The 15,944-nt window shown below is 60.7% G+C and carries 9 protein-coding genes; 7 read left to right on the top strand and 2 right to left on the bottom strand.

Annotated features, from left to right (window positions below; genetic code table 11):
- Nucleotides 1-315: 315 nt before the first annotated feature.
- Both thiI and typA read left to right on the top strand, forming a co-directional pair.
- Nucleotides 316-1,770, top strand: a complete 1,455-nt coding sequence (thiI, locus tag ACYYKW_RS04695; protein WP_093105919.1) for a tRNA uracil 4-sulfurtransferase ThiI — start codon at nucleotides 316-318, stop codon at nucleotides 1,768-1,770.
- A gap of 139 nt (nucleotides 1,771-1,909) precedes the next feature.
- On the top strand, nucleotides 1,910-3,730 hold the full coding sequence (gene typA, locus ACYYKW_RS04690; protein ID WP_090280259.1) for a translational GTPase TypA: 1,821 nt from the start codon (nucleotides 1,910-1,912) through the stop codon (nucleotides 3,728-3,730).
- A gap of 306 nt (nucleotides 3,731-4,036) precedes the next feature.
- Here typA and ACYYKW_RS04685 read toward each other — a convergent pair whose 3' ends face one another.
- Nucleotides 4,037-4,474 (bottom strand): YkgJ family cysteine cluster protein, encoded by a 438-nt coding sequence (locus ACYYKW_RS04685; RefSeq protein WP_025110918.1) that lies wholly within the window; start codon nucleotides 4,472-4,474, stop codon nucleotides 4,037-4,039.
- A gap of 259 nt (nucleotides 4,475-4,733) precedes the next feature.
- Between ACYYKW_RS04685 and ACYYKW_RS04680 the strand changes: the two genes are divergently transcribed.
- From ACYYKW_RS04680 to ACYYKW_RS04660, 5 genes are all read left to right on the top strand, one after another.
- Nucleotides 4,734-7,184 carry a glycogen/starch/alpha-glucan phosphorylase gene (locus ACYYKW_RS04680; protein WP_090280262.1) on the top strand — a complete coding sequence of 817 codons (2,451 nt, stop codon included), beginning with the start codon at nucleotides 4,734-4,736 and terminating at the stop codon, nucleotides 7,182-7,184.
- 254 nt (nucleotides 7,185-7,438) lie between these two features.
- Nucleotides 7,439-11,023, top strand: a complete 3,585-nt coding sequence (locus ACYYKW_RS04675) for a DUF2339 domain-containing protein (RefSeq protein WP_464989530.1) — start codon at nucleotides 7,439-7,441, stop codon at nucleotides 11,021-11,023.
- A complete protein-coding gene (locus tag ACYYKW_RS04670; protein ID WP_464989529.1) occupies nucleotides 11,020-12,384 on the top strand; it encodes a DUF3999 domain-containing protein in 1,365 nt (454 codons plus the stop codon). Before ACYYKW_RS04675 ends, ACYYKW_RS04670 begins: the two co-directional genes overlap by 4 nt.
- A gap of 330 nt (nucleotides 12,385-12,714) precedes the next feature.
- Nucleotides 12,715-13,725 carry a class 1 fructose-bisphosphatase gene (locus ACYYKW_RS04665; protein ID WP_039756611.1) on the top strand — a complete coding sequence of 337 codons (1,011 nt, stop codon included), beginning with the start codon at nucleotides 12,715-12,717 and terminating at the stop codon, nucleotides 13,723-13,725.
- 2 nt (nucleotides 13,726-13,727) lie between these two features.
- Complete coding sequence (locus tag ACYYKW_RS04660; RefSeq protein WP_464989528.1) at nucleotides 13,728-14,330, top strand: DUF924 family protein; 603 nt, start codon at nucleotides 13,728-13,730, stop codon at nucleotides 14,328-14,330.
- 182 nt (nucleotides 14,331-14,512) lie between these two features.
- On the opposite strand, the gene ACYYKW_RS04655 is transcribed toward ACYYKW_RS04660, so the two are convergent.
- Nucleotides 14,513-15,925 (bottom strand): methyl-accepting chemotaxis protein, encoded by a 1,413-nt coding sequence (locus tag ACYYKW_RS04655; protein ID WP_464989594.1) that lies wholly within the window; start codon nucleotides 15,923-15,925, stop codon nucleotides 14,513-14,515.
- Between the last annotated feature and the right edge of the window lie 19 nt (nucleotides 15,926-15,944).

Raw genomic sequence — 15,944 nt, 5'->3', positions numbered from 1 at the left:
TGGCTTAGGGCTAGTAGTGGATGCCCTTAAAGTTGGGTGATGCCGGCGCGAATACTCTGCCAAGGCAACCTGCCTCACAAGGGAGCAAATTGCATGCCAGTGCCCCAGCATGGGTTTTTTGCCCCAATTTCATGCTTATAAAGGCTTCAAGCGGCCTGATTGCGAAAATATCGCCCTTTAATGTGGCGGTGCAAATCGAAAACGACCCGTTTTGGTGCATGCAAAACGTTCTGCATATTAACTGGTTAAACCTTGAGCAATTTCCGCTATAATCCGCGCCCCCCTTTTTCGGCTGGCCGTGCGCGCGCTGTTTTCATGAAACTAATCGTAAAAGTCTTCCCCGAGATCACCATCAAAAGCCGACCTGTCCGGACGAAGTTCATCCGCCAGTTGGCCAAGAACATCCGCACCGTGCTCCGCGACCTGGACCCGGCAGTGGTGGTGAACGGCGTGTGGGACAATCTCGAGCTGGAAACCCGCGTTACCGACCCCAAAGCCTTGAAAGAGATGGGCGAGCGCCTGACTTGCATGCCGGGTATCGCGCACTTTCTGCAGATCGATGAGTACCCGCTGGGCGACTTCGACGACATCACCGAGAAGTGCAAACAGCATTACGGCGCGGCCTTGGCCGGGAAGATTTTTTCGGTGCGCTGCAAGCGCGCCGGCAAGCATACGTTCAGTTCGATGGACGTCGAAAAATACGTCGGCAGCAAGCTGCGTCGCGAGTGCGGTGCGGCCGGAATCGACCTGAAAGCGCCGGAAATCGAAGTCCGCATCGAAGTTCGCGACAAACGGTTGTTCGTCATCCACAGCCAGCACAACGGCATTGGCGGCTACCCGCTCGGTGCGCTGGAGCAGACGCTGGTATTGATGTCCGGCGGCTTCGACTCGACCGTGGCGGCCTACCAGATCCTGCGCCGTGGCCTGATGACGCACTTCTGCTTCTTCAACCTGGGCGGTCGTGCCCACGAATTGGGCGTGATGGAAGTCGCGCATTTCATCTGGAAGAAGTACGGCAGCTCGCAACGCGTGCTATTTGTCAGTGTTCCGTTCGAGGAAGTCCTCGGCGAAATTCTCGGCAAAGTCGATAACAGTCATATGGGCGTGGTTTTGAAGCGTATGATGTTGCGCGCGGCGTCGAACATCGCCGAGCGCCTGCACATTGATGCGCTGGTCACCGGCGAAGCGATCTCCCAGGTATCGAGCCAGACGCTGCCGAACCTGTCGGTGATCGACTGCGTGACCGACAAGCTGGTCCTGCGCCCACTGATCGTGGCGCACAAACAAGACATCATCGACACCGCGAACGAGATCGGCACCGCCGATTTCGCCCGGCACATGCCGGAATACTGCGGGGTCATTTCGGTCAACCCGAAAACGGCCGCCAAACGCGGTCGGGTTGAGCACGAAGAGCAGCAATTCGACATGGCGGTGCTCGAGCGTGCGCTCGCCAATGCCAAACTGGTGCCGATCGATCGCGTAATCGACGAACTGGGCCAGGACGTACAGATTGAAGAAGTCAGCGAAGCACTGGCCGGCCAGATCGTGATCGACATCCGTCACCCGGATGCCGCCGAGGATGAGCCGCTGGAACTCGCTGGCGTAGAAGTACAGACGATGCCGTTCTATGCAGTGAACGCTCGTTTCAAGGAGCTGGATCCGACTCGCCAGTACCTGCTGTATTGCGACAAAGGCGTGATGAGTCGCCTGCATGCTCACCATTTGCTCAGTGAGGGGCATGCCAATGTGCGCGTTTATCGACCGAGCTAAGTGCCCGGGGCTGTTTGCCTGTGGCCTGCGTCACCGGCCCCCCGACACCGCCGTCAAGCTGTAACGGCCATGCCGGACACTACTGCTAATCGCTGCCAAGACTTGTCAGCAAACCGAATCCTCTGATCGAGATACACAAGTGATCGAAAATCTACGCAACATCGCCATCATTGCCCACGTTGACCACGGTAAGACCACCCTGGTAGACAAACTCCTGCGTCAATCCGGCACCCTGGAGCGCAACGAGCTCAACGACGAGCGCGTGATGGACTCCAACGACCAGGAAAAAGAGCGCGGTATTACCATTCTGGCGAAGAACACCGCCATCAACTGGAACGGCTACCACATCAACATCGTGGACACCCCGGGCCACGCCGACTTCGGCGGCGAAGTTGAACGCGTAATGTCGATGGTTGACTCCGTTCTGCTGCTGGTTGACGCTCAAGACGGCCCTATGCCGCAAACCCGTTTCGTGACCAAGAAGGCTTTCGAAGCCGGCCTGCGTCCAATCGTGGTGATCAACAAGGTTGACCGTCCAGGCGCGCGTCCGGACTGGGTTCTGGACCAGATCTTCGACCTGTTCGACAATCTCGGTGCGACCGAAGAACAACTGGACTTCCAGGTTGTTTACGCTTCGGCCCTGAACGGTATTGCCGGTCTGGACCACACCGCCATGGGCGAAGACATGACTGCGCTGTACCAGGCAGTCGTCGATCACGTTCCGCCTCCGGCCGTTGACCGTGACGGTCCGTTCCAGATGCAGATCTCCGCTCTGGACTACAACAGCTTCCTGGGTGTTATCGGTGTTGGCCGTATCGCTCGCGGTCGCGTCAAGCCGAACACTCCGGTTGTGGCGATCGGTGCCGACGGCAAGCGTCGCAACGGCCGTATCCTGAAACTGATGGGTCACCACGGTCTGCACCGCGTTGACGTTGAAGAAGCTGCGGCCGGCGACATCGTCTGCATCAGCGGTATGGACTCGCTGTTCATCTCCGACACCCTGTGCCATCCGGACACCGTCGAGGCGATGAAGCCGCTGACCGTCGACGAGCCAACCGTTTCGATGACTTTCCAGGTAAACGACTCGCCATTCTGCGGTAAAGAAGGCAAGTTCGTGACGTCCCGTAACATCAAGGACCGTCTGGACAAAGAGCTGCTGTACAACGTTGCACTGCGCGTTGAAGAAGGCGACTCCGCTGACAAGTTCAAGGTTTCCGGCCGTGGTGAGCTGCACCTCTCGGTACTGATCGAAACCATGCGTCGCGAAGGCTTCGAGCTGGCCCTGGGCCGTCCTGAAGTGATCATCCGTGAAGTTGACGGCGTGAAGCAGGAACCGTTCGAAAACGTGACCATCGACATCCCTGAAGAATCCCAGGGCAAGGTCATGGAAGAGATGGGTCTGCGTAAGGGCGACCTGAGCAACATGGTGCCGGATGGCAAGGGCCGTGTTCGCCTGGAATACAACATCCCTGCTCGCGGTCTGATCGGTTTCCGTAACCAGTTCCTGACCCTGACCAACGGTGCTGGCATCCTGACCTCGATCTTCGACCGCTACGACACCGTCAAGTCGGGCCATATGTCCGGCCGTCAGAACGGCGTTCTGGTTTCGGTTGAAACCGGCAAGGCACTGACCTACTCGCTGGAAACCCTGCAGGCTCGTGGCAAGCTGTTCGTAGAACACGGCCAGGAGATCTACAACGGTCAGATCGTTGGTCAGAACAGCCGCGACAACGACCTGGGTGTAAACCCAACCAAAGGCAAGAAGCTCGACAACATGCGTGCTTCGGGTAAAGACGAAACCATCGCTCTGGTTCCACCGGTGAAGTTCACCCTGGAACAGGCTCTGGAATACATCCAGGAAGACGAGCTGTGCGAAGTCACGCCTAAGTCGATCCGTCTTCGCAAGAAGATCCTCGACGAAAGCGAGCGTACCCGCGCTGCCAAGAAAGCCAAGGCGTAATTTAGCCCGAGCTTGAAAAAACGCCCCCGGTCGCGAGACCGGGGGCGTTTTTGTTTGTCTGGAGGAAATGCAGGTTGGGCCTTGAAGATCAAAAGCCCCTCACCCTAGCCCTCTCCCAGAGGGAGAGGGGACTGATTGGGGATGCTCAAGGGATACGCCGGCCCGTCCGTGCTGCAGCGAATCCACAATCGACCGGGTATTTCAGGTAGATGGAGAACGCAAGGCACCTCGGTCGGCTCCCTCTCCCTCGGGAGAGGGCTGGGGTGAGGGGCTGAGGTCTGATGGCTAACGAAAATGCAGCGCGGGTCAGAACTTCTCGATCGCGCGGAAATTCTGCACGCGCTCGACTTCCTTCGGCTTATAAGCGCAATACCCCGGACGCGGGCCGATTTTCGGGTGGTTGCGGCAGGTGTCCGGGCGCTTGTCATAAATGGTGCACAGGCGGCTCTTACGATCCAGGTAATAGCAATCGTTGTTGCTCATGCGCTGGAGGGTGAAGATTCCCGACTTCTGATTGAAACGCTCAACCAGGCCTTCCTTTTGCAAACGCTTGGCGATGTTCTTCGGCGGATCGCCCAGTTCGAACTCGTCGACCACACCGATGCGCACCAGATCCTTGATCTTCACCTCAACCGGCAGCGTGCAGCAGCTGGACATGCACGAGCCGCACATCGGCGCCGAATATTTGGCCCACGTATCGAGACGATCGATCTCGGCGGCGGCGATCAGGTTGGGTTTCATCATCGGGAGTTACCAGAGGTGTATGCATCAGGGCGCGCGATCATACCGGGACCGGTGGATTTTTGAACAACCTTTCGCCAGATTTTTCTTGATGCCGGCACTTTGCCGGGCAACTCGGCACGGCCCCTGCATTCATTGGTTCATCCGCCAAGGTTATGCCGGACTACCTCACAGTCTCCGGAAATACAGCCGAACCAGAGCCGTTACCGTCGGTCAGACCGTCTAGGCTCAGACAATTCCCCGCTCGCTCGAGGTCCTATTGATGACTCAAGAACCACTAGTTCGCGAAGCAGAGGTGGCCGCATTCCGCGACGCCGTCCTGACCAAACTCACCTATGCAGTGGGCAAGGATCCCGATCACGCCTTTGACCATGACTGGTTCGAAGCCATCGCCCTGGCGGCGCGTGATCACATGGTCGAACACTGGATGGACCACACCCGGCAGATCTACCGCAAAGGCCAGAAGCGGGTGTATTACCTCTCGCTGGAATTCCTCATCGGCCGCTTGCTCTACGACAGCCTGAGCAACCTTGGTCTGCTCGACGTCGCCCGTGAGGCGTTGACCGAACTGGGCGTCGATCTGGAGCGCATCCGTTTGCTGGAGCCCGACGCAGCGCTCGGCAACGGCGGCCTCGGACGTCTGGCGGCGTGCTTCATGGAAAGCATGTCGACGCTCGGCATTGCCGGTCACGGCTATGGCATTCGTTATGAGCACGGCTTGTTCCGTCAGGCGATTGTCGATGGCTGGCAACAAGAGCAGACCGAACACTGGCTGGATTTCGGCAACCCGTGGGAATTCGAGCGGCCGGAAGTGGTGTACCCGATCGGCTTTGGCGGCAGCGTCGAAACCGTCACCGACGCCAATGGCAAAACCCGCCAGGTCTGGTCGCCGGCGGAAACCGTGCGCGCAATTGCTTATGACACCCCGGTGGTCGGCTGGCGCGGCGCCAGCGTTAACACCTTGCGCTTGTGGCGTGCGCGGGCGATGGAAGAGTTGCATCTGGAGCGTTTCAACGCCGGTGACCACCTCGGTGCCGTGGCCGAAGTAGCTCGCGCCGAAAGTATTTCGCGCGTGCTCTACCCGGCGGACAGCACCGAAGCAGGCCAGGAACTTCGCCTGCGTCAGGAATACTTCTTCGTCGCTGCGTCGCTGCAGGATCTGCTGCGCCGTCACCGCAACATGCACACCTCGGTGCTGACGCTTGGTGATCATGCGGCGATCCAGCTTAATGACACCCACCCGTCGATTGCCGTCGCCGAACTGATGCGTCAATTGGTCGACGTCTACGACGTGGCGTGGGATGCGGCATGGCAAGTGACTGTCGACACGCTGTCGTACACCAACCACACCTTGCTGCCCGAGGCGCTGGAAACCTGGCCGGTCGGCCTGATGGAGCGCATGCTGCCGCGGCACATGCAGATCATTTATCTGATCAACGCCCAGCACATCGACTCGCTGCGGGCCAAGGGCATTCACGATTTCGACGTGCTGCGCGCGGTGTCGCTGATCGAAGAAGACAACGGCCGCCGCGTGCGCATGGGCAACCTCGCGTTCCTCGGCTCGCACAGCGTCAACGGCGTGTCCGGGCTGCACACGCAACTGATGCGCAAAACCGTATTCGCCGAATTGCACAAACTCTACCCGGAGCGGATCAACAACAAGACCAACGGCATTACCTTCCGCCGCTGGCTGTTCCAGGCCAACGCCGAGCTGACGTCGATGCTGGTCGATGCTGTGGGTCCGGAGATACTCGACCATCCCGAAGAGCGTTTGCTCGAACTAGAGCCGTTCGCTGAGAAAACCGCGTTCCGCAAAGCTTTTGCCGAACAACGCCTGCACAGCAAAAAGGCCTTGGCCTACCTGATTCACGAGCGTCTGGGCATTGCCGTCAACCCGGCGGCGATGTTCGATGTGCAGGTCAAACGCATCCACGAATACAAGCGCCAGTTGCTCAACCTGTTGCACACCGTCGCGCTATATCAAGCGATTCGTGCCGAGCCGGAAGTCGACTGGGTGCCACGGGTGAAAATCTTCGCCGGCAAGGCCGCAGCGAGTTATCACCAGGCCAAACTGATCATCAAACTGACCAACGACATCGCCCGGGTGGTCAACAACGACCCGACGGTGCGCGGCTTGCTCAAGGTGGTGTTCCTGCCCAACTACAATGTCAGCCTGGCGGAGAGCATCATTCCGGCGGCGGACTTGTCCGAGCAGATCTCCACCGCCGGTTTCGAGGCGTCGGGCACCAGCAACATGAAGTTCGGTCTCAACGGCGCGTTGACCATCGGCACCCTCGACGGTGCCAACGTGGAGATGGCCGAGCGCATCGGTGCAGAGCACATGTTTATCTTCGGCCTCAGTGCGCAGCAGGTTGAAGCGCGCAAACAGAACCACGAGTTCAGCGCCTTGCCGGACATCGCCGCGTCGCATCGTCTGAACGATGTGCTGCAAGCGATCCGCAGCGGTGTGTTCTCGCCCGACGACACCTCGCGTTACACCGGGCTGATCGATTCGTTGATCGACTACGACCGTTTCCTGGTCTGCGCCGATTTCGATTCGTACTGGGAAGCGCAGAAGCGCGTGGAAGCGCACTGGCACGATTCCAATAACTGGTGGCGTTCGGCAGTGCTGAACACGGCGCGCATGGGCTGGTTCTCGTCTGACCGGACCATTCGCGAGTACGCCACCGATATCTGGAAAGCGCTGGAGTAACTTTCCGCAACAAATCTGCGCAAGGCCCAACGTTTGTTGGGCCGGATCGATATACTGAGCGCCGGTTACCGGATGCATCAGTCACCACCCATGCCCTGTGGGGGCGAGCCTGCTCGCGATAGCGTTGTCACATTAAACAGAAATGTTGACTGACAAAGCGCTTTCGCGAGCGAGCTCGCTCCCACGGGGTTTGTGCCTAGACTGAAGCCATCGCCGGACTCGCCCCGCCCCGGGGCTGCTTAGGGATATCGACCATGCAATGGATGTTCATGTTGATCGGGCTGATGCTCGGTGGACTGCTCGACGAGTCGTTCAGCGCTGCGCTGTTGGGCGCGCTGCTCGGGCTGGCGATTGCGCAGACGATGCGCATCGCGCGGCTCGGTAAGCTGACGGCTGCGCAACAGCAGCAACTCGAGCAAGCGAAAGTCGCCTTGCAAGGCGTCGAGCAGCGGCTGTTTCTGCTCGAAGGCGCGCCGCTTCATGCTGCGCCACCGCCGTCTCCTGCGCCCGTCGCTGAGCCTGTCGCCGAGTCTGTCGAAGTCTTCGAACAAGCCGCGGCGCCTGAACTTATCTGGGAGCTGCCGCCCGAACTCGAGCCGATCACTGCCGCCAACCGTGAAACCAGCCAGCCGCTGCCGGACGATGTCTGGCGCGCCGAACCGGCCCCTCGTGAACCGCACATACCTGCCGAACCCCGTGGGCCGAACCTGATCGAGCGTGGCATCAGTGCGGCACGCAACTGGCTGTTCGGTGGCAACACAGTGCTGCGCGTCGGCGTGGTGCTTTTGTTTTTCGGTCTGGCGTTTTTGCTGCGTTACGCCACCGAAGGCATGGTGGTGCCGATCGAGTTGCGTTACGCCGGGGTTGCGGCTGCCGCGTTGGGCCTGCTTGCCCTGGGCTGGTGGCTGCGCCGGCGCAACACACACTATGCGTTGATGCTGCAGGGTACCGGGATCGCGGTGCTGTACCTGACGGTGTTCGCGGCGATGCGCTTGCATCCGCTGCTCGATCCTTCCGCCGCGCTGGGCCTGCTGGTGGCGGTGACGGTGTTCTCGGCCATTCTGGCAATCACCCAGGATGCGCTGGGGCTGGCCGCTGCGGCAGCCTTGGGCGGTTTTGCTGCGCCGATCCTGACCTCAACGGGGGAAGGCAATCACGTCGCGCTGTTCAGTTATTTCGCCCTGCTCAACGCCGGCATTCTGGCGATTGCCTGGTTCAAGGCCTGGCGCCTGCTCAATCTGATCGGCTTCGTTGGCACCTTTGGCATCGGGTTCGCCTGGGGGCTGCGTTCCTATGGTCCGGAGCTGTTGTGGAGCACCGAGCCGTTCCTGATCCTGTTTTTCCTGATGTACCTGACCATCGGTTTGCTGTTTGCCCGACGCAAGCTTCTCGATCTGGCCGATGCCCCGGGGGACGCCGATCGCGAGGCGCTGTTGCACTGGTCGGTGCGCAAGGGCGATTACGTCGACGGCACGATGTTGTTCGGCCCGCCGATCATTGGTTTCGGTTTGCAGTTCGCCATCGTCCAGCACCTGGAATTTGCGGCGGCGTTCAGTGCCTTGGCGTTGGGCCTGCTCTATATGGCGCTGGCCAGGGTATTGATAGGTGGGCGCGCAGTGTTGCTGGGCGAAACCTGTCTGGCGCTCGGGGTGATTTTTGCCAGTCTGGCGATTCCGTTGGGGCTCGATGCGCGCTGGACGTCAGCGGCATGGGCCGTGGAAGGGGCGGGGATTTTCTGGCTTGGCCTGCGCCAGCAGCGACCGTTCGCGCGGGCCTTTGCACTGTTGCTGCAATTGGGCTCGGCGTTGGCCTTCCTCAGTGAATTGCGCATTGGCGAAAACAGTTTGCTCGACGGTGCGCCACTGGGCGCGTTGATGCTTGGCGGTGCGCTGCTGTTCAGCTTCTATCAATTGCGCAAAGCGGCAGCGGAGCAGACCGCGCCGTGGGAGCGCCAGGCGTTGCCAGTGCTGGCGAGTCTGGGCCTGACGTGCCTGTATCTGCTGGCCCCGTTGTTCTTTTTCATCCAGGGCACGGCGATCAGTTGGGCGCTGGCCGGTCTGGCGACGTTGTGGGTCGGTCTGCGCATACAATCGCGCACGTTCCTGTTCAGTGCGTTTGCGGTGCAATTGCTCGGTGGCGCGTTGTTCCTGTTACGCCTGCAAGGCGCGGGCGAGGATTCGTCAGCAGTGTTCAGCGCGGGCTGGAGTGGTTTGCTCAGCGCATCGCTGATCGGTCTGGCATTGATTGCCGGCATGTTGCTGGCGGCACGCGATGACATGGTGCGCAGCGACGTGCGTCTGCTGCGCGGTCTGTCCGTGGTGCTGTTGGCCGGCCTGGTGTTGATCAATCTGGCGGTTCTGTTTGTCCTGCCATGGCAGACCGCAAGTGCGGTGTGGGCGGCCAGTGGTTTGCTGATCATCTGGCTGAGCCTGTATCTGCAGCAGCGCGTCAGTTTCGTATTCGGTCTGCTGTTGCAGGTGATCGGCGGCGCAGCATTTTTGTTGGCCGGCCCGGAGTTGCTGGGGCCGCTGTCCAGCGAAGGCTTGAAACCGCTGGCCCATGGTGGCTTCTGGACGCCGCTGGTGCTGGGGTTGGCGGCGATGATCGGTGCGTGGCGCTTGCAACTGGGCAACCATGCTTCGGCCTTTGATGCGCTGAGTTTGCAGCGCTTGTCTGAAGTGTTGCTGGTGTGGGGCACCGCTTGGTGGGCGTTGGCGTGGGTCAGTGAGGTATTGCGCTTTGCCCCGGCCAATCTGCAAGCGACGCTATTGCTGTTGGTCGCGGCGCTCAGCGTGGCGCTGTGGACGCTGGCGTCACTGCGGCTGAAATGGCCGGCGCTGGGCTTGCTTTGCACCTTGCTGATTCCGGTGGCAGCGCTGGTATTGCTCGGCGCGTGGCAGTCGCGTTATCACCCGGCAGCCGACTTCGGCTGGCTGGCCTGGACGCTAGTATTTGCCGCGCATTTCTTCAGCCTGCGCCGCCTCGCGCCGATGCTGCCGGCACGCGCTTTAAGTTCCGCGCATGTACTCGGCTGCTGGCTGCTGATCGGCGTGCTGGCGCTGGAGTTACGCTACGGTCTGCTGCTGTTGTCCGAGCAGTACAACGCCTGGCGCTGGCTGGGTTGGGCGATTCTGCCGAGTATCTATCTGTTGCTTGCAGCGGCACCGCGCGCCTGGCCGTGGCCGGTATCGGCGTTTGCCCGCGAGTACCGTTTGTATGCCGCTGCGCCGCTGGCGGTGTTGATGTTGGCGTGGTTCTGGCTGGCCAACGCTGTCAGCGATGGCAACGCCGAACCGCTGCCTTATGTGCCGCTGCTCAACCCTCTGGAGCTGGGGCTGCTGTTTGCCTTGTTCGGCGTTTATGTGTGGTCGCGCAGTGCGGTGGCACAACTGTCGATACGCCGGGACTACGCCGACACCGCCACACAACTGATCGCCGGGGTTTCGCTGTTTGCCTTCTGCACGGCGCTGGTGACCCGCGCCGCGCATCATTGGGCCGGCATCCCCTTCGAACTGGACACGCTGCTCGCCTCGATGCTGGTGCAGGCCGGCTTGTCGATCGTCTGGACGCTGATGGCGCTGGGGCTGATGATCGGCGGTCATCTGCGCCATCGGCGCGAAGTGTGGCTGATCGGCGCGGCGCTGATTGCGCTGGTGGTGGCAAAACTGATTTTTGTCGAACTGAGCAACCGTGGCGGCCTCGCCCGGATCGTCTCGTTTATCGGCGTCGGCGTGTTGCTGCTGGTGGTGGGCTATTTTGCCCCGTTGCCGCCCAAGCGCGTTGAAGCCGAACCGGCGGCGGACAAGCCCGCCACGGAAACCGAAGGAGTTGTCTCTTGAGTCGCATGCTGAATCTGGGTTGGTTGGCGTTGGGCGTGGTGATGGCTGTCGGCGCCCAGGAAAAACCTGCGGACTTCGCCACGCAGGTGCCGCTGTCGGTCAGCGGCAACGGCCCGTGGTATCGCCTCGAATTGCCGCTTAGCGTGCAACTGCAGGCACGCCAGACTGACCTCGGCGACTTGCGCGTGTTCAACGCCGCCGGTGAACCGCAGGCTTACGCGCTGGCCCGCGAATCCGCGCAGACCCGCGATGACGGTCAGTTACACGACGTCAAATGGTTCCCGCTGTACAACGCCGCAGATGCCGGCGAGCGCGCACCAAACGTGCGCGTGCAATCGACCACCAGCGGCACGCTGGTCGAAGTGCAGCCGTCCAGTCAGCTGGAAGCCGGGGAAGAAGTGCTGCGTGGCTGGCTGCTCGATGCCAGCGCGATCAAGGCACCCTTGCAGCAACTGGTCCTCGACTGGACCAGCGAGCGCGACGGCTTCCAGCGTTTCAGCATCGAAGCCAGCGACGACCTGCAACATTGGCAGGCATGGGGCGAAGGCCAGGTTGCTCGGCTGACGTTCTCCGATGAGCGCATCGAACAGCACGAAGTGACCCTGCCGGGGCTGACCGCGCGGTATGTGCGCCTGCTCTGGGAGTCGCCGGGTTCAGCGCCAATCCTTACTTCGGCGCAACTGAAAAGCAGCGACCCGCGTCATTTACCGCTGCCGTTGGTCTGGTCGCAAACCGTGGCCGGCAGCAGCACCAAGGCCGGGGAATACACCTGGCAGTTGCCGATGGGGCTGAATGTCGAGCGCGTCCAGGTCGAACTGAAGCAGCCGAACAGTCTGGCGCCGGTCACGTTGGCTGGCCGCCGCGAGAGCAGTTTGCCGTGGCAGATGCTGAGCAGTGGCTTGTTGTATCGCCTGACCCAGAACAATCAGGACGTGGTGCAGAACGAAATCCCTCTCGCCGGGCAGACCGTGCAGCAATTGAAGCTGACCGTGGATGAGCGCGGCGGCGGGCTGGGTGAGCAGGCGCCGGATCTGAAATACGCAGTGCGCGCCACGCAGGTGATTTTCCTCGCCCGGGGCGATGGGCCGTACAGTCTCGCCTTGGGCAATGCCACGGTGAAAACGGCGAACCTGCCGTTGACCACGCTGATTCCGGATTTCAAACCGCAGATGCTGGCGACGCTGGGCAAGGCCTCTGTGCAGAGCGAAACCGTGGTGACGCAGACCTCGACGGCGACCACGGCGGCGGTGGCCGGGACCAACTGGAAGAAGATCGGACTGTGGGCGGTATTGCTGTTGAGCGTGGTGTTTCTGGGTGCGATGGCGTTCAGCCTGTTGCGCAAGCCGCCCGCCAACACCTGAGAAGGGCTGGCGCTGCGCACCATTCGCGAGCAGGCTCGCTCCCACAAGTGACCGCATTTCTTCATGTGGAATGCGGTTCTTGTAGGAGTGAGCCTGCTCGCGATAGCGGTCTTCCAGCCTACAAAAATCTTCAAACTGCCGCATCAGCCAGGCACCAATAGTCCCGAACCGGTCTACGCTGAAATCCACCACCTGAACTCTCCACCGACAATCACGTCTGATGCAGGCAAATACGCCCGACGCACGTTAGCGGGCGTCTTCGCTCGCTAGGTTTTCAGACTCCCTGTAAACTGCGCGGGTTTTTAGCCCCCCATTCCACCGGAGCCGTCCATGTCCCGCGTTACCTTGAGTCGCTATTTGATTGAGCAGACCCGCAGCAACAACACTCCTGCCGATCTGCGCTTTTTGATCGAAGTGGTGGCGCGTGCCTGCAAGGAAATCAGCCACGCCGTGTCCAAAGGCGCCCTCGGTGGTGTTCTGGGCAGCATGGGCACTGAAAACGTCCAGGGCGAAGTGCAGAAGAAGCTCGACGTGCTGTCGAACGAGATCCTGCTCGAAGCCAACGAATGGGGCGGTCACCTGGCTGGCATGGCATCCGAAGAAATGGACAATGCCTACCAGATTCCAGGTAAATACCCGAAAGGCGCCTACCTGCTGGTATTCGACCCACTGGACGGTTCGTCGAACATCGACATCAACGCTCCGGTCGGCACCATTTTTTCGGTACTGCGTTGCCCGAACGAATACCTCAGCCAGAACGAGCCGCTGAACGAAAAGGCCTTCCTGCAACCTGGCACTCAACAAGTGGCCGCCGGTTACGCGATCTACGGTCCGCAGACCATGCTGGTGCTGACCCTGGGCGACGGCGTCAAAGGTTTCACCCTCGACCGCGAAATGGGCAGCTTCGTACTGACCCACGAAGACATCACCATTCCTGAAACCACTCAGGAATTCGCCATCAACATGTCCAACCAGCGTCACTGGGAAGCCCCGGTACAGCGCTACGTCGGCGAGTTGCTGGCCGGTGAAGAAGGTCCGCTGAAAAAGAACTACAACATGCGTTGGGTCGCAGCGATGGTTGCTGACGTGCACCGCATCCTCACCCGTGGCGGTCTGTTCATGTACCCGCGCGACAGCCGTGAGCCGTCCAAGCCGGGTAAGCTGCGCCTGATGTACGAAGCCAACCCGATGTCGTTCCTCGTCGAACAAGCGGGCGGCGCGTCCACCGATGGTCACCAGCGCATCCTCGACATTCAGCCTGAAGGCCTGCACCAGCGTGTAGCGGTATTCCTCGGCTCGAAAGAAGAAGTCGCGCGCGCCACGGCTTACCACAAGGAATAACCGTGACTGCGCCCTGGCAGCCGTTGCTTGACTGGTGGTTCGGACACGCCGAATCACCGGACGCAGTGGCGGCTGACAAGGGCAAGTTGTGGTTCGGCAAGCGAGCCAGCCAGGACCTCGAAGCGCAGACGCGTTTCGGGGTCTTTGTCGATCAGGCCCTGGCCGGCGAATTGACCGAGTGGACGCAATGTCCCGAAGGTTGGCTGGCGGTTGTGCTTTTACTCGATCAACTGCCGCGCATGATCCATCGCAACACCCCCAAAGCCTACTCCGGTGATTTACGCGCGCAGAAACTCGTCGCCCAAGGCATTGCGGCGGATTTCGACCGGCAGTTGAAACCGATCCAGCGTGTGTTCATCTATCTGGTATTCGAACACTGCGAAAACCTCGCAGTGCAGAACGAAGCGGTGTCGCGATTCATCGAGCTGGTGGCGGAACAGCCGGAGGATGAGCGGACGGTGTTCGCCGACAATCTGGATTATGCCGAGCGGCATCGCAAGGTGATCGCCCGGTTTGGCCGGTTTCCGCATCGCAATGCGGTGTTGGGGCGGGAGTCTACGGCTGAGGAGTTGGTGTTTCTTTCTGAGCCTGGGTCGCGGTTTTAAAGGCTTTCCCTCACCCTAACCCTCTCCCGGAGGGAGAGGGGACTGACCGAGTTGTCTGGACTTGATACATCGACCTGCAAACTTCGAGTCGAACTCAGGTTTTGAACAGCATGAAGATCTGCTCCCTTTCCCCCTCGCCCCCTTGGGGGAGAGGGTTGGGGTGAGGGGTATGCTCTCGATCTTCAGATCCTGAAACTACCCACCAATTGTTTGAGGCGCGCCGCCTGCTGCTCCAGGTCCGAACACGCGCGCAAGGTCGCCTGCAGGTTTTCCACCCCTTCCTGATTCAGCGTGTTGATCTCGTTGATATCCACGTTGATCGACTCGACCACGGCGGTCTGCTCTTCGGTCGCGGTGGCCACCGACTGGTTCATGCCGTCGATTTCGCCGATACGCTGGGTCACGCTGTCGAGGCGTTCGCCGGCCTGGTTGGCGATGCCGACGCTGCTTTCGCTCTCGCGCTGGCTCTCGGTCATGATGCTCACCGCCTGACGCGCGCCGACTTGCAGTTCTTCGATCATCTTCTGCACTTGCTGCGCCGAATCCTGAGTGCGGTGGGCGAGGTTGCGCACTTCGTCGGCGACCACGGCGAAACCACGACCGGCTTCACCGGCGCGCGCCGCTTCGATTGCCGCGTTGAGGGCGAGCAGGTTGGTTTGCTGGGAAATACTGGTGATCACTTCGAGAATCTGGCCGATGTTCACCGTGTTGCTGTTAAGCGTTTCGATGTTGCCGCACGAATCGCTGATCTTCGCCGACAGCTGCTGCATGGCGTGGATGGTTTTATCCACCACTTGCTGACCTTCGACGGCGAGGCCGCGCGCATCGCTGGAGTGCTGCGAGGCGAGGGCCGCGTTCTGGGCGATTTCCTGGGCGGCGGCGCCGAGCTGGTTGATCGCGGCGGCAACGCTGTTGGTGCGGGTGGCTTGCTGATCGGAGTTGTACATCGACGAATTCGACGCGGCGACCACGCGCAGGGCGACTTCGTTGACCTGGCCGGTGGCCGAGGACACTTCGCGGATCGAGGTGTGAATACGCTCGACGAAGCGGTTGAACGAGGTGCCCAGCGCGCCGAACTCATCGTTGCCGTGAATCACCAGACGCTTGGTCAGGTCGCCTTCACCTTCAGCAATATCGTGCATGGCGCGGCCCATGGTCAGCAGCGGTTGCATCAGCACGCGAATCAGCATGCCCAGCAACGCCAGAATGATGACCACGGCAATGGTCATGGCGATCAACGCTGAGGTGCGGAATTCGCTGAGCATGGCGAACGCGGTGTCTTTGTCGAGCACCAGCGCCACATACCAGTCAGCCGACGGCACGCCATTGACGCGGGTGAACGAGATCAACTGGGTCTTGCCGTCGAATTCGACTTCTTTCAGGCCCGGGCTGACCTTCGGCGCGCCATTTGGATAGGCCTCGGCGAGGGTCTTGAGCACCAGTTTGTTGTCCGGGTGGATGAGGATCTTGCCCTCGGCGCTGACGATGAACGCATGGCCGTGACCGCCGAAGTTCCAACGGCGTGGCCAATACCCTTGGCCGCTTGTGCGAGGGCTTGCGCGCCCGCGGGCATCAGGTCGAGCTGGTGCGGCCACGGCAGGCCTGTGATCCGCA

Source organism: Pseudomonas sp. 15C (assembly GCF_055484735.1).
The sequence above is the reverse complement of the archived record's forward strand: the minus strand, read 5'-3'. Positions and strand labels throughout refer to the sequence as shown.